We start from the raw sequence: 16337 nt of genomic DNA on the forward strand, positions 1-16337 counted from the left end.
GGATAGATGAAAGCAAGCCAAACACGCATCAAAACCAGTATTGCAGAAATGGGGGGATCCATAGATGTGGGAGCTTGCTCCCACAGAGGACGTGGCGCATGAGCTATCATTGGCGTTTTCCCATCCAAAGATTGACTGCCATGACTGCCGTAACCGACACCCTGCTCAATGCCCTCGAACACTGTGGAATGGTGAAAATCGACGGGCTGCATGCCTTCGAATTCGCCCTTGATGTCGATGACAACCTGCATATCGAATGCATGGACGGCCGCGCGGCCAAACATTGGGAGTTCACCCCGGTGCAGGTTCAGGCTGCGACATACGACACCTCACTGCAAAGCTGGTTGATCACCAATGATTCTGGCGAACACCGGCTGGTCTGCGTGGGTGACGTCGTCAGCGGTGACAACGATGACGATGAGCCTGAGGATGAATAAACTCTGGCCACTGTTGATGGCCGGCAGCATCGGCGCCATGGGCGTCCAGGTCGCATCCGCCGATGATTATCAGTTGCTGGTGGGCTCCTACACCGCCGGTCAGAGCCAGGGCATCTACCGCCTGGCTTTCGACAGCCGCACCGGGCAGATCGATGCCCGGCCCCTGCAGGTGATCAAAAGCGAAAACCCTTCGTGGCTGACCCTGTCGAAGGACCAGCGACACCTGTTCGCGGTCAATGAAAACGGCCCGGGTCAGGCCGATCCGGTGGGGCGCGTCAGCAGTTACTCGATTGATCCCAAGACCCATGCGCTGAGCCTGATCAGTCAGGTACAAAGCCTGGGCAACGAGCCGACCCATTCCAGTCTCAGCGCCGATGGCCGCCATCTGTTTGTCAGCAATTACTCGGTGGCCGAAGACCCGGGCGGCACTCTCGCGGTATTGCCGGTGGCGGCTGATGGCAAGCTCAAGCCCGTGGTGCAGATGAGCAGCCACCCGGCGAGCCGGGTCAATCCCGCGCGCCAGGCCTCGGCCCATGTGCACTCGACAATCCCGTCGCCGGACGGCAAATACGTGTTCGCCAATGACCTGGGCGCCGACAAGGTGTTTGCCTACCGCTTCGACCCCAAGGCCAACCCGGAACTGCCGTTGACTCCGGTCACCCCGGCATTCGTGGAACTGCCGCCGGGCAGCGGGCCGCGCCACCTGCTGTTCAGCGCCGATGGCAAACATGCCTGGCTGACCATGGAAATGAGCGCGCAAGTGGCGGTGTTCGATTACCACGACGGCCAACTCGAACAGACGCAGATGGTCGATCTGGCTGCCGGGCAACCGGTATCGGACAAGGCTGCGGCAGCGTTGCATGCCTCGGCTGATAGCAAGTTCCTCTACGTCAGCAACCGTGGCACGGCCAATCAACTGCTGGTGTTTGCCATTGATCCGGCCACCGGCCACCTCAGCGAGCTGCAACGCCGGGCGGTGGAGGGCGATCATCCGCGGGAATTCAGCCTCGATCCGAGCGGCAGATTTCTGTTGATCGCCAACCAGAAGAGCAACCAGATTGTCGTCGTCGAACGCGATGCCAAAACCGGTTTGCTGGGCAAGACTGTGCAAAAACTGCCGATGGACGCGCCGAGCGACGTCAGGTTTTTGCTGCGTCAATAAGCCGCAGGCCCCGGTTAATGGGGCCTGCCTGCTTTTATCAATGACGCTGATATCTGGTAATGCTACAAAGCATTTCAAGGCATGAACCCTCGAGGGTTAAGTTTGCTTCACGGCCCCACCGGGCAAGCAAGCCAACTGAATCCGAGGATTACCGCCATGAACTTCAACATCTTCTCTGTCATCGCCGCATCCGCCATTTCTGCCACCGTTGCGTTGCCAGCCAGTGCCAACGTTGAAATCAGCGACAAAAAAGCCCACACCCAGAGCTACACCCCGAAGTACCTGCAACAGAGCGCCAACTTCTACGCCGCGCTGGATCACAAAACCCAAGCCTGAACGTCAGCCCTGCCTTTATGCAGGAGCGAAGTCACTGATGATCGAAGAGCCTGATGTTGAAAAACAGGTGTTGAAAACGATCAGAGTGATGTCGCTCCTGCATAACGCATTTGCGACAGCATCACTTTGACATCAATGTCGCGCTTGATATCACATTGCCATGCGTTTAAATTGACGCTGATTTTTTGACTCCTCCTCACGGCAAGGATCGACAGCATGGTGACGCGTCTGGCATTGGCTCTACTTTTTCTCTATTCCACCCCCATTCTGTCGGCAGCCGACCCTGTTCCGGGTGAGCCGGATGCTGCGCGCGAGCGCTTGATGAGTTTTATTGAAGACTGAAATAGTCTGGCTTAATGATCAATGAAGTTGATGGTCACTATGGATATCCCTGAGTGGTTAACCAGGCTTTTTTGATCGATTCTGTGGGCATTGAAACATGCCTGCGGAGAACATCATGGCCAGCGCAATTCTCACTTCTGCCAAACACGGCGCCTATGTGGCAATCGGTCTTTACCTTGCCATGGTGCTGGTGGTCAGCCTTTCAGAACAGGCGCAATCCTCTTTCGAAGCACCGATCCAGGTCGCTCATCCGGGCATCCAGTTTGAACACCGTGCGCAAAACGCCAGCGCTGATCAGGCTGAACTCGCAGGAGTCGTCGGCGCATGAAAGGGCACAGACTTTGGGTCATCGCCTTCCTGGCGTTCATGACCAATGGATCCTCCCTGTTGGGGATCGGCCAGGGCTCGGCAGGTTCGGTGGCACGGGCTATCGAAGCCAATCACAACATTGCCCGCAGCATCGAAAACGCCAATGCCAAGGGCATGCTGGCCGGCAATCCGCCGATCAGGAGTGAAGGTGTGGTTTTCGGCCCGTTCCAGGTCGATTGCTCGGCCATCGGGATGTGTCAGGTGCTGGCCTGAGTCTTCGACGCACCACGGACCTTTGCAGGAGCCAGCTTGCTGGCGATGGTGTGTCAGGCACCGCAGCGTCAACTGACACACCTTCGCCAGCAAGCTGGCTCCTACAGGGGATGGTTATTTCTTCATGATCGATGTGAACAGGTCCGACTCCAAAAGCCGCTGTAGCCATGCCTGCAAGCGCAGGTAAGGCGTCTGCCCGAACCACTTGCGATCCACATGCGCAAACTGCCGTACAAACGGCATCAACGCCACATCGGCCAGGCTTGGATGACCGGCCAGCAAGTAGTCGCGCCCTTCCAGCAACTGATCCAGCCTGCGCAGGAACACTTCACCCTCGCTGCGATAAACCTCCATCGGCTGCTCGGGATAACGCTCGGCGTACTTGTAGCGATTCAAGTGCACCTTGAACACCTGATCGTTCTGTTCAATCAAAGGAGCGATTTGCTCCGCTGCGACAGGATCATCCTTGAGCAACCAGTCCTGCGGATCGTTCTGAGCCAGGGCCCAGCGCATGATGTCGAGGCTTTCGTCGATCACCCGGCCATCGACGCTGAGTACCGGCACCGTGCCTTTACCCGACAGTGCGAGCATCTCGGCGGGCTTGGCCTTCAGGCTGACTTCGACGATGTCCACCGCCACGCCCGAGTAGCGCAGGGCCATGCGCGCGCGCATGGCGTACGGGCAGCGGCGGAAGGAATACAGCGTGTTCATTTCACCTCCAGGGTACTCAGGCCGTTGCCCTGGCGCTGGACCTGAATCTGCACCGGAATCCGTTCATGCATTTCCTGTACGTGGGAAATCACCGCGACCTTGCGGCCCTGGGCCTGCAAGCCGTCGAGGGCATCCATGGCCAGTTGCAGGGATTCAGGGTCGAGGCTGCCGAAGCCTTCATCAATGAACAGCGACTCGATTTTCAGCGTGCTCGACGCCATCGACGCCAGACCGAGGGCCAGCGCCAGCGACACCAGGAAGGTTTCGCCACCGGACAGTGAGTGTACCGAGCGCAGTTCGTCGCCCATTTCCGTGTCCATCACCAGCAACCCGAGCATGCTGCCGCCGCGCTTGAGGCGATAGCGGCGCACCAGTTGGCGCAATTGCACGTTGGCGTGATGCACCAGCAGGTCGAGGTTGTAGGCCTGGGCGATCTTGCGGAATGTGTCGCCGGTGGCGGAGCCGATCAACGCATTCAGGCGTGCCCAGCGTTGATACTCGGTGTAGGCGTCGGCGATTTGCTGCGCCAGGGCCTGATTGGCGTTCTGCCGGCGCTGGTCCTCGGCCTGTTCGGCACGCAGTTCGGCGCAGTGTTGTTCGCTGGTGGCGGCGAGGTTTTGCAGGTCGATCAGCGCACTGGCCAATTGCTCGGCATCGAGGTTTCCGTTCTGTTGTGCCTGATGATTGAGCAGGTGTTTGTTGCGCTCCTGTACCAGGACGTTGGCCTGTTCGATGGCTTTCTCGCTGTGCTGCAAGCGCTGGCGCAGTTCGCTGACCTGGGGGGCGTCGACGCTCAACAGGTTTTCGAGGCCGCCGTCATCCAGCTCGGGATGGCGGGCACGCCAGTCGCCGATCTTGCCGGCGAGCTCAAGTTCTTCGCCTTCCAGTGCATGCAAGCGTTCGCGCTGGGCCTTGAGCTCGGCGGCGATTTGCACTGACTGCGTGACGACGCTTTGCAACGTCTGCGCAGTGCTGGCTTCGGCGCTGCGCGCCTGTTCCACGGCCTGTTCCAGTTGCTGCTGCCAATGCTCGGCGCTGCTGTGTTCGCCGAGTAATTGCCCGAGTGTGTGCTGGCTCGCCTGTTGCTGCTCAGCCAGCCCGGTGAATTGCTGTTCGGCGGCCTGCAATTGCTGCACGCGGCTTTGCTGGCGATCCTGTTCCTTCTCCAGCTGTTGCTGGCGTTGTTGCTGCTCGGCCAGTTCTTCCTTTTGTTGTTCGAGTTGCGCCAGGCGCTCGGCGATCTGCTGGTCGAGCTGCATGAAAGTCGCCGCCGGTTCGACGCGCAGCGCTTGCAGGGTTTCGGCCGGCAGCAGGTTGGCGAATGCCTTGAGTTCTTCGTCCAGACGCTGGCGGTCGTTGTTCAATTCGCGCTGTTGATTGCTCAGGTGCTGGGCCGCTTGCTGGTGGGCAGTTTCGGCATGGCGCAGTTGCTGGGTCAGGCGTGCGGCATCCTGTTGCAGGGTGAGCAGCGCGCTCTGCCGTTGCTCGTCCTGGCTGATGCTCTGGTTGAGCTGACTGTTTTGCTGGACGAGCCAGGCATCGCGTTTGGCGGCATCCTGATTCAGCAGTTGGGCCGCCAGCGGGTGCGCTTCCAGGCTTGGAGCGAGGGCTTGCTGCTGGGTCGCCAGTTGCTCCTGCTGTTGCAGCAGTTCCTTTTGCTGGGCGATCAGCCCGCCGACTTCGGCACGCAGGTCAGTGAGTTTTTCCTTGAGCAGGTCGACGGCCTTTTGCGCGTTGGCCTGTTCGCTTTCATCAAAACGACCGAGGCTTTGCAGCAGGGCTTCCGGCTGATGATACGGATGCTCGTTGCTGCCGCAGACCGGACATGGCTGGTCGTCCTGTAACTGCGCGCGCAGCTCTTCGACACTGGCACTACGCGCCAGACGCTGACGCTCCAGCAGTTCGCGAGTGACGTTGAGGGTCTGTTCGGCAACGCTCAGATCAGCCTTGGCCTTGACCCCGTCCTGGGTCAGGCGTTCACGTTCCTGCTGCGCGGTGAGCTGGCGCTGTTGCAGCTCGGCGCTGCGTTTGTCCAGGTCCTGCTGGCTGGCCCACAAGCGCGCCAGGTCTTCGACGGCGCGCAGTTGCTTGCGGTTGTCCTGCAACAGGCTACCCAGGATGCCGATCTGTTCGGCGACGGCATCCGGTTCGGCACCGGCCTCCTTGAACAGCACCTCCAGTTGCTGCTTCTGCGCGGTGAGCGCCTGGTCGGTGCTCGCGGCGTTTTGTTCGAGGCTGGCCAGTTCGGCCTGGCCCTGATTCAGTCGATTGCCGATCAGCATCAACTGTTGCAGCCGGTCGCGGTAGGCATTCCAGGCATCGCTCAGCGGTGCTAGATGCGTGCTTTGCTCAAGCCCGGTGGCGATGCGCTGCAAGTCCCCGGCGCCTCGGGCTTGCTGACCGAGCAAGGTCTCAATCGTGCCCTGGCCCTGGGTGCAGGCTTCTTGCGCCTGCTGCCTGGCTTCGGCGCTGAGGGCGGTGTCCCTGGCCAGGCGGGCGAGGGTGCTTTGGGCTTCGAAGGCCTGACGCAGCAACGGCGCGCTGTCGGCTTGTCGCTGTTGGGTTTCGCTCAAGGCGATCCGGGCGCTGCCGAGCTGGTGCTCAAGCTGCGTCTGGCGCTCGCCGAGTTCGCCATGTTGCTGCGTCTGCAAGGCAATTTGCGCCGCCAAGGGTGTCAGCAGCGCGTCGACCTCGGCTTTACGGGCGAACTGGTGCCGTTGCGGGGCCAGTTGTTCGAGACGGGTGAGCCTCAAACGCTCGCTGGCCAAGGCCTCCCAGTGGGACTGCGCCGATTGCAGTTGTTCGCTGGCGGCCAGATGCTCGTCCTGCAATCGTTGCAGGTCCTTGAGCCAGGTGTCCTGCAGTTCAAGCTGTTTGAGCTGCGCCTGCTGGGTCTTGAGTTGTTGCTGCGCCTGGCTGAAGCGCTCATCCAGTTCCGCGCGGGCATCGGGTGACAGCGGCGTTACCCCGCTGGCCTGATCCTGCAGCAGCTTGTGCGCCTCGCGGGCCTCCTTGGTCTTGTCGAAGGCCCGACGACCGAGGCGAGTGTAGAGCGCGGTGTCGGTGAGTTTTTCCAGCAGTTCGCTGCGGTCGTTGTCGTCGGCCTTGAGAAACGCGCTGAACTCGCTTTGCGCCAACATCACCGCGCGGGTGAATTGTTCGAAATTCAGCCCCAGCGCGGCTTCGAGCTGAGTCTTGTATTCGCCTTTCTGGCTGGCGAGCAATTGATCCTGATCGATGTCACGCAAGCTCTGGCGGCTGGCCTGCAGCTTGCCAGCGGCCTTGTCCCGGGCGCGATTGGCTTCCCAGCGGGCGCGGTAGCGGCGGCCGTCGACGCCGACGAAATCCACTTCCGCATAGCCTTCACCCGTGCCGCGACGCAGCAGGGTACGTGGGTCGCCGGTAGCGATTTCGCCGTCGGCGTCCGGCACCTTGGCGTCGCGGCCGGTGTTGTTCAGGCGCGGTACGGCGCCAAACAGCGCCAGGCACAGGGCATCGAGCAAGGTGCTTTTACCAGCGCCGGTGGGGCCGGTGATGGCGAACAGTCCGGCACTGGCCAGGGGTTCGGCAGTGAAGTCGATTTCAAATGGCCCGGCCAGGGAGGCGAGGTTTTTCAGGCGGATCGCGAGGATTTTCATGGTTGTTCGCTCTCCATCTGCACGTCCTGCAACAGCTCGGCAAAGTCCTTGAGGGTTTGCTCGTCGACCTCGCTGCCGTAGTTGTCCTGCCAGGCGCGGCTGAACAGTTCCTGAGGCGTGAGTTGGTCCAGTTCGATCAGCGTGCTGCCTTCGTCGGCACCGTCACGGCCGCCGTTGCCGGCGTACTCGGCGGCGATGCGCACCAGGCGCACAGCCTTGCCTTGCAGGGCGGTTTCCACTTGATTGCGCAGGTCGGGCTGCGGTTCATCGAGGCGAACCCGCACCTCCAGCCATGGCTGGCGCTGGATGTCGGCCAACAGGTCGATGTTCGGCAGGTCCGCCAATTGCACCAGGATCTCGCTCAATGGCGCCGGGCCGATGCGTTGCAGGTTGACCGCGCGGGGGATCAGTTTCGGCTCGACGCTGACCAGGGTTTCGCCATCGAGTTTGATGTCGAGGATCTGGTGCTGATAGCTGATCTCGGAGAACGACAGCGGAATCGGTGAGCCGCTGTAGCGGATGCGCTCCTCGCCGTTGACCTTCTGCGGCTTGTGCAAGTGGCCGAGGGCAACGTAACTGATGCTCGGTCCGAACAGGCTGGCGGGCAAGGCTTCGGCATTGCCGATGATCAGGCTGCGCTCGGAGTCTTCCGACACCGAACCGCCCGCCATGTGTGCGTGGCTGATGGCGATCAGCGCCTGGCCTTTCTTGCGCTTTGCGTTCGCCGCCTCGATCAGCCATTCATGGACCTGGCCAATGCCACGCAGGTAGTTGTCGCCCAGATGCGCGCCGGTGACTTCGGCAGGGCGCAGGAACGGCAGCGCCAGGCACCAGGCGACGGTTTTGCCTTTGGCATCCGGCAGCGGCAACAGCAAACGCTCGGCATCCAGTTGCCCGTCATCCAGCCACAACACACGACCGAGCGCGTGAGTGCGCAAGCGGCGCATCAACGGCGCGGGCAGTTCGATCCGCGAGCCGGAATCGTGGTTGCCGGCAATCATCACGATGGTCAGCAACGGCTGCTGTTCGTGGGCGCTGACGATGAAGTCGTAGAGACGCTCCTGGGCTTTGACCGGCGGATTGACCGTGTCGAAGATATCGCCGGCGATCAACAGCACATCCGGCTGGTCGAGCTTCAATTGACGCAACAGCCACTCGAGAAAACAGCCGTGTTCGAAATCGCGATCCTGGCCGTGCAGGTTCTGCCCGAGGTGCCAGTCGGAGGTGTGAAACAAGCGCAAGGCGAACTCCGCTACAAAATAGGTAATGGCCGCGTGAAAAATGAAGGCGGCGAAAGGGGGAAGAGTTTACTGGCAAACGGTCGGGAATGCAGAAGGCAAAAAAAGCAGCCTGCGACAGCTCCTACAGAGTATGCGCATATCCAATGTAGGAACTGCCGCTGGCTGCGCTCTTTCGAACTTGTTGTTGGTAGAGGGGCGCGCCTTGTCGAGATACATTGGCCTTCGGGACGTCTGGTGTTGAGGGTGATACAAGATCTTTCGACGTCGATCAGGGCCGGCATGCTGTTCGAAGGTCATTTTCAAATGTGGGCGGGCGCCGTGTTCACGGTTATTGCCCATCCACCGGGTGCTGTTGCGCACCATCAGGGAGTGGTTCAGTGCCTATCGGGCCGATTGTATAAGGAAGCGCCATGACTCAACGGTTACTCCAACTCGATCAAGTGTCGTTCAACCTGCCCGACGGGCGCGTGCTGTTCGATCACTTGAACCACACCTTCAGTACCAGGGCCACCGGCATCGTGGGTGCCAATGGCTGCGGCAAGTCGTTGCTCGGCCGGCTGCTGACGGGGGAGCAACTGTCCACCGGCGGCATCGTCCGTCGCGAAGGGCGGGTCTACACCGTGGCGCAATTACTGGAGCCCGAGTGCTACCCCAGCGTTGCCGCGCTGGCCGGGGTCGACCATATTCTCGCGGCGCTGGATCGCATTGCCCAAGGCAGTGTCGACGATGACGACCATTCGCTGGCGGTCGACCAATGGGATTGCGCCACACGTCTTGAGGCGCAGCTTGCGCAGATCGGTCTGGGTCATTTGAAGGGCGACTCCCGAACCGACGCACTCAGTGGTGGCGAGCGACAGCGGGTGGCACTACTCGGGGCATGGCTCTCCAGAGCCGACTGGCTCATTTTCGATGAACCCAGCAACCACCTGGATATTGATCAGCAACACAAGCTCGCGCAGCAGATCAATCGCTGGCCGAACGGCTTGGTGTTGATCAGTCACGACCGAGGCCTTCTGGAACACGTGAATGAAATTGTCGAGCTGTCGCCATTGGGGCTGGCGGTTTATGGCGGCAACTACAGTCAGTATGCGGCGGCACGCGAGCAAGAGCAGCAGTCGTTCCAGTCGGCATTGCAAGGGGAGCGGGCGCAAGCCAAGCGTGAACAACGTGATATGGTCGTGCAGATGGAGCGTCAGCAACGGCGTAATGCCCGCGGCGACCGTCAGGCCCGTGATGGTAATCAGACCAAGCTGATCACCAACGCCCAGAAAGAGCGCAGTGAAAACAGTCAGGGAAAATTGCGCCTCAATCAACAGGTGGCCCGGGAGCAGCAGCAACAACGGATCGCCGAGGCCCGCGCACGGTGCGCGCCGGACATTCAACGCATGATGTTGTCCCCAGAAAGCGTAGTGCCCAATGGCAAGCTGATTGTACAACTCAACGACGTGATTCTCCCGTTCGGTTACGCGGCACCGGTCAATCTGACGCTGACCGGGCCTATGCGCATGGCGATCCTGGGCGCCAACGGCAGCGGCAAGTCGACCCTGTTGCGAGTGATCGCTGGCCAACTGCCGGTGCACGAAGGCGAACTCATCCGCAGTTGCCATGTCGGTTGGCTGGATCAACACGCCGGGGTGCAGTACCCCGAACGTACGGCGGTGCAATGGCTCTACGAGAGCAATCCTGCGCTGCCCGAAGCCGAGGCACGAACCCGCTTGGCGCAGACGGGGATTGATGCTGACCGTGCGATGCTCAAGACCTGCCAGTTGAGTGGCGGCGAGCGCCTGAAAATAGCACTCGCTGCACAGTTGTATGCACAGCGGCCGCCGCAATTGCTGTTGCTGGATGAACCGGATAACCATTTGGATCTGCCCAGTAGAATCGCGCTGGAGCAGATGCTTAATCAATACCAAGGGGCATTGATCGTGGTTTCTCACGATTGCGCTTTTTTACACGCTATTCATCTAGATGCTGAGTTTCATCTCAAAAGCTAAAAACAATCACTTCGGATAAAGCGGCGGCAACCCACTGTCACCGACAGGGTCCTGAACCCGTTCGGCCATCGGGATCGCCTTGATCGCCCGCCACAGTTCGTCACCTTGCCAATACTGGCCGGTTTCGCTGTACAGCGCGCCGTTCAGGCCGTCGAGGGCGTCGGACAGAGGTACGAAGCGGGCGGCCATGTCGGCCAGGGTTTCCGGCTGCTGGCGGGCCCAGGCGTCGAGGGCCTGGCGGGTGGCGTGGGAGTCGTTGGCCTGGCAGGCGCGCTTGAGGTCGTCGAGCACGGTGCGCGGGCTCGGGCCGGTTTGCGCGACACGCGCCACCGCCGGTTGCCAGCGGCCACGCCACCAGAGGCCAAAGCCGAGCAGGGTGGTGCAGGCCAGGATCAAGGTACTGAGTTTCCAGCGCCAGAGTGCTTCGCTGTCGGCGCTGGCATCGACCGGTGAGGCGCCGGCCGGGGTGTCGGCCAGCAGGCTCGGATTGGCCACCACGTGCAGCGTGCGAGCAGGCAGGCTGCTGTGTTCCAGATGATCTTCGAAGGTGTTCCACCAGACCACGTCGACGGTGGGCAGTTCGATGGCGCCGGTCCTTGTCGGCACCAGGGCCTCGCGGTCTTCACGGCTGCCGACCAGGCCGCGTTCGCTGTTCTGGTTGCCGAGCACCGGTTGATCCGGATAGCGGCGCAGGCCGCCGACATCGGTGCCGGGCAGCGGAGGCAGTTGGGTGCTGGACAAGCCTTCGGCCTTCACCGTCAGGCTGCGGGTCAGCGAATCGCCGACCTGAGTGTGATCCGGCTCCGGGTTCCAGATTTCGCTCAGGGTCAGGCTGCGCGCAGGCAGCCATGGCGCGTCGGCCGGATAGGTGAGGGGCTTGGCCTTGACCGTCAACAGCAGTTCGGCCGAGGTAACGCGCATCAGTTTGCCGGCTTTTGGCCCCTGGGTTGCGTCCTGTACCGGTTGTGGGTCGACCAGCGCGGCGTTGAAGACCTGCGCCGGAATGACCAGCTCGCCGCTGTGTTGCGGGTAGATCGCGTAGCGCATTTCGATCACGCCATGGCGCAGGCCGTCGATGTCCTTTTCGTAGGTGCGTGAGTCACCCAATTGTTCGATGCGTGCGTCAGGTATCTGCAAGGGTGGCAGGCTGCTGTCGTCGTACAGCGACACCGAATGGTAGATGCGCAGGGTCAGGACGGCTTGCGCCTGCACGTACACGCTGGTTTGATCGAGGCTGGCATCGATGAATACCGCAGCCCGCTTGTTCGTGTTGTCCGGTGTTTCGCTCTCGACCACTTGCAGGGTGATCGGCTGGCTCTGCAGTTCCCCCAGTTGCAATGACGGAATCACCACGCTGCCGTTTTGCCGGGGCAGGAGGGTGACGATCCAGCGGGTGGTGGCCTGGTTTTCTCCGCTCAGGGTGTTCAGCTGGTTGACCTGGCGTGTGCCGCGCACTTCGAACAACGGTTCCAGCGCCGCCAGGTCCGGTTTGCCGAACTGAGTGACATCGCTGGATTCCAGGGTCAGCTCGACCGTCTCGCCTGAGCTCAGGCGACTGCGATCAACACTGGCGACCAGTTCTGCTGCCTGTGCCTGAACGGTGCAGAACAACAGGCCATGCAGCAGCGCGAGCAATAAAACGGTGAAGCGGGTCATCGAGTTTCTTCCTGATCCTGATGTTGTTGCTGTTCGTACCAGAATTTGCGCCTGAGCAGTTCACCGGGGTCATCCGGGATCTGTCGCAGCCATTGCTCCAGTGCCTGGCGCTGCTCACCTTCGATACTGTCGGTGGCCGGGCGCAAGGGCGGTGTGGTGTGTTGTTCGTCACCCAGTTCGCTGCCCGGAACCTCGTTGCCCACCGGTTTCGGCGGTGTGGTGGGTGGTTGTTCCTCACCCGGGCGGCTCGGTTGCCCCTCGGTTTTCGGTTCGCCGCTGCTCGAGGGTTGCGCGGCGGCACCGGGCGGTGGCTCCGGCGATTCGGCTTCGGGCCGGGCATTGCTGGCGGCGTCTGGCTCAGGAGGAGTATTTTTCTCCTTGAGCAGGCGTTCGACCAGCGCCTTGTTGGTCAGTGCCGGACGCAAATCCGGTTGACGTTCCAGTGCCTGTTCGTAAGCGTCCAGGGCAGCCTCCAGCTCACCGCTTTTGGCCAGGGCATTGCCTCGATTGTAGTGGGAGCGGGCATCGTCGCCTTCGGCAAACCGCTCGGCGGCGCCTGCGTAGTCGCCGGCCTCATAGAGCGCCACGCCTTGCCACTGATGGCTTTCGAAGCGTCGGGAGGCCTCCGCAGGGCGCTTCTGCTTGAGTAAATGCGCGCCTTGTTGGTCTGGACGCAGCCAAAGGTCTGCGAGGTCGAAGGCGTAGCTCGGTTGAGGCAGCGCCAATAGCAGCGGCAGGCACAGCAGCCAACCGCGACGTCCCGCGCAGGCCGCGAGCAGCAGCAGTGGCAGCAGCAACCAGTACCCCTGATCGGCCCAGGTGTCCAGGCGCAAGGTCTGACCGTCGTTGCGCAAGTGACGTGGACCGTCGAGCAGGCCAAGGGCGTGCAGATCGCTATCGTCCAGGCGTGCCTGGCGATAGCGGCCATCCAGGTCGTTGGCAAAACTTTTCAAGCCGGGTTCGTCCAGGCGCGGCACGAGAATGGCGCCTTGTTCATCCTTGAGGAAGCTGCCGTCTTCCTGGGTGATCGGCGAGCCTTCGGCGGTGCCGATGCCGAGCATCAAAAATTGGGTCGATTTGCCGTTCAGCGCGCGACGGATGCCCAGCCGCTCCTGGTCGGTCAGGGACGATCCAATCAGCAGGATCCGGCCATCGCCCAAAGCAGCCTGTTCGAGCAACGCCAGGGCCTTGAGCACCGCCAGATCGGCGCGATGACCGGCCGCTGGCATCAACGACGGTTTGAGTGCGTCCAACAGATTGCGGCTGGTGGAAAGATCATCTGACAGCGGCACCAGTGTGTGGGCACTGCCGGCGTAGACGACGATGGCGGTTTGCGCGTCGCTGCGAATCTGCAGCAGATCAAGCACCTTGCGTCGTGCCTGTTCGAGTCGGTTGGGTGTGACGTCGGTGGCGAGCATTTCCGGGGTCAGCTCGAGAATCACCACCAGCGGATCGGCGGGTTTTTGACTGGTCTGCTCGACACGCTGCCAGCCCGGACCCAGCAGGGCGAGCACGGTCAACAGCCACGCGAGACCGAGGGCGATCCAGGGCAATTTACTGTCACGTCCACTGCCACCGCTGAGCAATGTCGTGTGAAAGGCCGCAGGCAGGATCATTTGCCAGCGCCCGGCGCGCTTCTTGCGGTGCCAGAGTTGCCAGAGCAACCAGCCAAGCACCGGCAACAACAGCAGCCACCAGGGGCGGTACCAGTAAGGCCACAGCGCACTCATCGGCGCCTCCGCAGGCGCAGGCGTTTGAGACGCTGGCGCCAGTCGGGCAGCAATTGCGTTTGCAAAAACAGATCCCTGGTAAACAGGCGTTGCAACGGGTTGTCCGGCCAGAGTACGGGGGCCAGCAGCAGCATGCTCAACCACAGCGCCAGGGCCAGCGGCCAGTGATACAACGCTTGGGCCGGGCGGGCCTGGGTCGGTTGCTGGGTCACGGGCTCCAGTTGGTCAAGGGTGTCCTTGATCGATTGCAGTTCCTTGCCATCGTGGGCGCGGAAGTACTGACCGCCGGTGACTTCGGCGATGGCCTTGAGGGACGGCTCGTCGAGGTCCAGGCTCGGGTTGACGCCGAGGAAACCCACGGAGCCGCTTTGCTCTGGGTCGGCGCCAATGCCGATCGGATAGATTTTCACGCCTTCCTTGGCCGCCAGTCGGGCTGCGGTGAACGGGTCGATTTCACCGCCATTGTTGGCGCCGTCGGTGACCAGAATCAGCACGCGGCTTGTTGCCGGACGCGAGCGCAGGCGCTTGAGGGCCAGGCCGATAGCATCGCCGATGGCGGTGTTTTTGCCGGCAATGCCGATGCGCGCTTCATCGAGCCAGACGCGCACGGTGTGGCGGTCGAAGGTCAGCGGCGCCTGCACGTAGGCCTGGCTACCGAACAGGATCAGGCCGACCCGGTCACCTTCGCGGCTTTCGAGGAAATCGCCGAGCAGGTGCTGGACCAACGCCAGTCGGCTCACTTCTTCGTCCTGCCACTGCATGTCAGGGAAGTCCATGGAGCCGGAAACGTCCACCGCCACCAGCAAGTCACGGCCACTGGCAGCAATCGGCAAGGGGTCGCCGAGCCATTGCGGGCGTGCAGCCGCGACCAGCAGCAACAGCCACAGCACTATGAACGGTGCCTGCTGGCGCCATGCTGGCAGGTTGGCCCGGGCGCGACGCCCGGCGAGGCCTTCCAGGTCGCTGAGGAAGCTGACCTTGAGCGCCGGTTCGCCACTGTCGGCCACCGGCAATATGATGCGCATCAGCCACGGCAGCGGCAGAAGGGCAAAAATCCACGGCCAGGCGAACTCAAACATGCTTGCGAATCCATGTGTCGACGGCCTGGGTCAGGCCGGCGATGGCTTTGTCGTCGAGTTTGCATTCGGGTTTGTAGGCGCCTTCGACCAGCACCATCCAGCGAGTCAGGCCGGCGGCCGGGCAGCGATTGTCGAGGAACGCCAGCCATTTTCGTCCGTTGAGGGTGTGGCTTTGGCTGTAGGGGTAGTGGTTGCGGCACAGGCGTTTGAGCAAACCGTTGAGTTGCTGCAACCAGGCACCGGCCGGCGCACCGTCGTAGGGTTTGGGCATCAAGGCCAGCTCCGCCAGGGCGGCAAGACGCACCGGGTCAAGCGGCTGTTCTGCACGCACCACGGGACGCCTGTCCGGAATAAAACGACGTAGCTTCCACAGGCCCAAACCGATCAGCGGCACCAACAGAAGCAGCAACCACCAACCCGGTGCCGGAGGCCAGAATTCCACCGGTGGCGGGGATATCAGTGGTTGCAGTTGATCAAGGCTGCTCATCGACCTTTCCCCGGTTTCTGTGGGTTCAGGTATTCGCGCAATTGCTCGACCATTTCGCTCTGAGTGCTCAACGGCATCATCAGCACCCGCAGTTTTTGCGCGAGCAGCTCCCATCGCGCGATACGCGCTTCAGCCTGGGCCCGGTAAGCCTGGCGCAGGTCGAAATTCAGCGTATCGAGTTCCAATTGCGCTCCACGCTCGGCGAAACGTAAAAGGCCGGCGGCGGGCAGAGCATGATCCAGCGGATCGGACACCGGCAGCAGCAACAGGTCGCAATGACGCGATAACAGGCTCAGCTGTTGCTCGGCGCTTTCCGATAGCGCGCGTTCGTCGCAAATCACAATGACAAGGCTGCCCGGACGTGACACCTCACGCGCTCGGCGCAAGGCAATGCCAAAGGCGTCGCGGTCCGGCTCGCCCTCGGTGGTCAGCGACCGGTTGACCCGCACCAGACGGTTGAGCAACTGCAGCAGGCTTTGCTTGCTGCGCCGAGGCTTGATTTCATAGTGCTCATTGTCGCCATACACCAGCCCGCCGACCCGGTCGTTGTGGCCCAGGGCTGCCCAACCGATCAGGCTCGCGGCCTGGGCGGCGAGCACTGACTTGAACATCAGGCCTGACCCGAAAAACAACCGGCGGCTTTGTTCGACCATGATGAATATCGGCCGCTCACGTTCTTCGTGGAACAGTTTGGTGTGAGGCTCCTGGGTGCGCGCGGTCACACGCCAGTCAATGGTGCGCACATCGTCGCCGGCCTGATAGACCCGCACCTGATCGAAGTCGACGCCACGCCCGCGCAATTTGGAATGGTGCAGGCCGATCAGCGGACTGCGTTGGCCGGGCGTGGAAAACAGCTGCACTTCGCGCACGCGATGGCGCATCTCGATCAGGTCGGCGAGGCTGACACGAATGCCCGGCTCGGGCGGCAGGCTGGCGTTCATC

The 16337-nt window shown here is 61.8% G+C and carries 15 protein-coding genes; 7 read left to right on the plus strand and 8 right to left on the minus strand.

The features are described from left to right. The first annotated feature begins 98 nt into the window (after positions 1-98). The 6 genes from AC3WTM_RS21815 to AC3WTM_RS21840 all read left to right on the plus strand — a co-directional run bounded on the left by AC3WTM_RS21815 (position 99) and on the right by AC3WTM_RS21840 (position 2859). Entirely contained in the window at positions 99-437 is a 339-nt protein-coding gene (locus tag AC3WTM_RS21815; RefSeq protein ID WP_102670972.1) for a DUF5629 family protein, read from the plus strand. After that, positions 430-1599 (plus strand): lactonase family protein, encoded by a 1170-nt coding sequence (locus AC3WTM_RS21820; RefSeq protein WP_102670971.1) that lies wholly within the window; start codon positions 430-432, stop codon positions 1597-1599. The genes AC3WTM_RS21815 and AC3WTM_RS21820 overlap by 8 nt, the downstream gene beginning before the upstream one ends. 156 nt (positions 1600-1755) lie before the next feature. Beyond that, positions 1756-1935, plus strand: coding sequence for a hypothetical protein (locus AC3WTM_RS21825; RefSeq protein ID WP_057715012.1), 180 nt, complete (start codon positions 1756-1758; stop codon positions 1933-1935). A 216-nt stretch (positions 1936-2151) separates the two neighbouring features. Next, positions 2152-2277 (plus strand): hypothetical protein, encoded by a 126-nt coding sequence (locus tag AC3WTM_RS21830; RefSeq protein ID WP_256586109.1) that lies wholly within the window; start codon positions 2152-2154, stop codon positions 2275-2277. 115 nt (positions 2278-2392) lie between these two features. Then, on the plus strand, positions 2393-2605 hold the full coding sequence (locus tag AC3WTM_RS21835; protein WP_102670970.1) for a hypothetical protein: 213 nt from the start codon (positions 2393-2395) through the stop codon (positions 2603-2605). Further along, complete coding sequence (locus AC3WTM_RS21840; RefSeq protein WP_102670969.1) at positions 2602-2859, plus strand: hypothetical protein; 258 nt, start codon at positions 2602-2604, stop codon at positions 2857-2859. The genes AC3WTM_RS21835 and AC3WTM_RS21840 overlap by 4 nt, the downstream gene beginning before the upstream one ends. 114 nt (positions 2860-2973) lie before the next feature. Here AC3WTM_RS21840 and AC3WTM_RS21845 read toward each other — a convergent pair whose 3' ends face one another. The 3 genes from AC3WTM_RS21845 to AC3WTM_RS21855 are packed head-to-tail and all read right to left on the minus strand — an operon-like array spanning position 2974 to position 8449. After that, positions 2974-3570 (minus strand): glutathione S-transferase, encoded by a 597-nt coding sequence (locus AC3WTM_RS21845; protein WP_102670968.1) that lies wholly within the window; start codon positions 3568-3570, stop codon positions 2974-2976. Beyond that, positions 3567-7208, minus strand: coding sequence for an AAA family ATPase (locus tag AC3WTM_RS21850; RefSeq protein ID WP_102670967.1), 3642 nt, complete (start codon positions 7206-7208; stop codon positions 3567-3569). Before AC3WTM_RS21850 ends, AC3WTM_RS21845 begins: the two co-directional genes overlap by 4 nt. Beyond that, positions 7205-8449, minus strand: coding sequence for an exonuclease SbcCD subunit D C-terminal domain-containing protein (locus AC3WTM_RS21855; protein ID WP_057715008.1), 1245 nt, complete (start codon positions 8447-8449; stop codon positions 7205-7207). Before AC3WTM_RS21855 ends, AC3WTM_RS21850 begins: the two co-directional genes overlap by 4 nt. 410 nt (positions 8450-8859) lie before the next feature. Here AC3WTM_RS21855 and AC3WTM_RS21860 point away from each other — a divergent pair, with 410 nt between their 5' ends. Beyond that, positions 8860-10443 carry an ATP-binding cassette domain-containing protein gene (locus AC3WTM_RS21860; protein ID WP_102670966.1) on the plus strand — a complete coding sequence of 528 codons (1584 nt, stop codon included), beginning with the start codon at positions 8860-8862 and terminating at the stop codon, positions 10441-10443. 6 nt (positions 10444-10449) lie between these two features. Here the strand turns inward: AC3WTM_RS21860 and AC3WTM_RS21865 are convergent, their stop codons facing one another. From AC3WTM_RS21865 to AC3WTM_RS21885, 5 genes are read right to left on the minus strand one after another with little or no spacing between them, the layout of a single operon-like run. Further along, positions 10450-12099, minus strand: coding sequence for a BatD family protein (locus tag AC3WTM_RS21865; protein WP_102670965.1), 1650 nt, complete (start codon positions 12097-12099; stop codon positions 10450-10452). Further along, positions 12096-13829, minus strand: a complete 1734-nt coding sequence (locus tag AC3WTM_RS21870; RefSeq protein WP_102670964.1) for a VWA domain-containing protein — start codon at positions 13827-13829, stop codon at positions 12096-12098. Before AC3WTM_RS21870 ends, AC3WTM_RS21865 begins: the two co-directional genes overlap by 4 nt. Next, a complete protein-coding gene (locus AC3WTM_RS21875) occupies positions 13826-14908 on the minus strand; it encodes a vWA domain-containing protein (RefSeq protein ID WP_102670963.1) in 1083 nt (360 codons plus the stop codon). Before AC3WTM_RS21875 ends, AC3WTM_RS21870 begins: the two co-directional genes overlap by 4 nt. Beyond that, positions 14901-15395, minus strand: coding sequence for a DUF4381 domain-containing protein (locus tag AC3WTM_RS21880; protein ID WP_057715004.1), 495 nt, complete (start codon positions 15393-15395; stop codon positions 14901-14903). Before AC3WTM_RS21880 ends, AC3WTM_RS21875 begins: the two co-directional genes overlap by 8 nt. Then, positions 15392-16336 (minus strand): DUF58 domain-containing protein, encoded by a 945-nt coding sequence (locus AC3WTM_RS21885; protein ID WP_102670962.1) that lies wholly within the window; start codon positions 16334-16336, stop codon positions 15392-15394. Before AC3WTM_RS21885 ends, AC3WTM_RS21880 begins: the two co-directional genes overlap by 4 nt. Position 16337 lies beyond the last annotated feature (1 nt).

The organism is Pseudomonas sp. EU05-FHT14B02 (genome assembly GCF_058791055.1).

Excerpts from the sequence above, each read along its gene's own strand:
- AC3WTM_RS21815 (WP_102670972.1), top strand. The coding sequence starts at position 99 with ATGAGCTATCATTGGCGTTTTCCCATCCAAAGATTGACTGCCATGACT.
- AC3WTM_RS21820 (WP_102670971.1), top strand. The coding sequence starts at position 430 with ATGAATAAACTCTGGCCACTGTTGATGGCCGGCAGCATCGGCGCCATG.
- AC3WTM_RS21825 (WP_057715012.1), top strand. The coding sequence starts at position 1,756 with ATGAACTTCAACATCTTCTCTGTCATCGCCGCATCCGCCATTTCTGCC.
- AC3WTM_RS21830 (WP_256586109.1), top strand. The coding sequence starts at position 2,152 with ATGGTGACGCGTCTGGCATTGGCTCTACTTTTTCTCTATTCCACCCCC.
- AC3WTM_RS21835 (WP_102670970.1), top strand. The coding sequence starts at position 2,393 with ATGGCCAGCGCAATTCTCACTTCTGCCAAACACGGCGCCTATGTGGCA.
- AC3WTM_RS21840 (WP_102670969.1), top strand. The coding sequence starts at position 2,602 with ATGAAAGGGCACAGACTTTGGGTCATCGCCTTCCTGGCGTTCATGACC.
- AC3WTM_RS21845 (WP_102670968.1), bottom strand. The coding sequence starts at position 3,570 with ATGAACACGCTGTATTCCTTCCGCCGCTGCCCGTACGCCATGCGCGCG.
- AC3WTM_RS21850 (WP_102670967.1), bottom strand. The coding sequence starts at position 7,208 with ATGAAAATCCTCGCGATCCGCCTGAAAAACCTCGCCTCCCTGGCCGGG.
- AC3WTM_RS21860 (WP_102670966.1), top strand. The coding sequence starts at position 8,860 with ATGACTCAACGGTTACTCCAACTCGATCAAGTGTCGTTCAACCTGCCC.
- AC3WTM_RS21865 (WP_102670965.1), bottom strand. The coding sequence starts at position 12,099 with ATGACCCGCTTCACCGTTTTATTGCTCGCGCTGCTGCATGGCCTGTTG.
- AC3WTM_RS21870 (WP_102670964.1), bottom strand. The coding sequence starts at position 13,829 with ATGAGTGCGCTGTGGCCTTACTGGTACCGCCCCTGGTGGCTGCTGTTG.
- AC3WTM_RS21875 (WP_102670963.1), bottom strand. The coding sequence starts at position 14,908 with ATGTTTGAGTTCGCCTGGCCGTGGATTTTTGCCCTTCTGCCGCTGCCG.
- AC3WTM_RS21880 (WP_057715004.1), bottom strand. The coding sequence starts at position 15,395 with ATGAGCAGCCTTGATCAACTGCAACCACTGATATCCCCGCCACCGGTG.
- AC3WTM_RS21885 (WP_102670962.1), bottom strand. The coding sequence starts at position 16,336 with ATGAACGCCAGCCTGCCGCCCGAGCCGGGCATTCGTGTCAGCCTCGCC.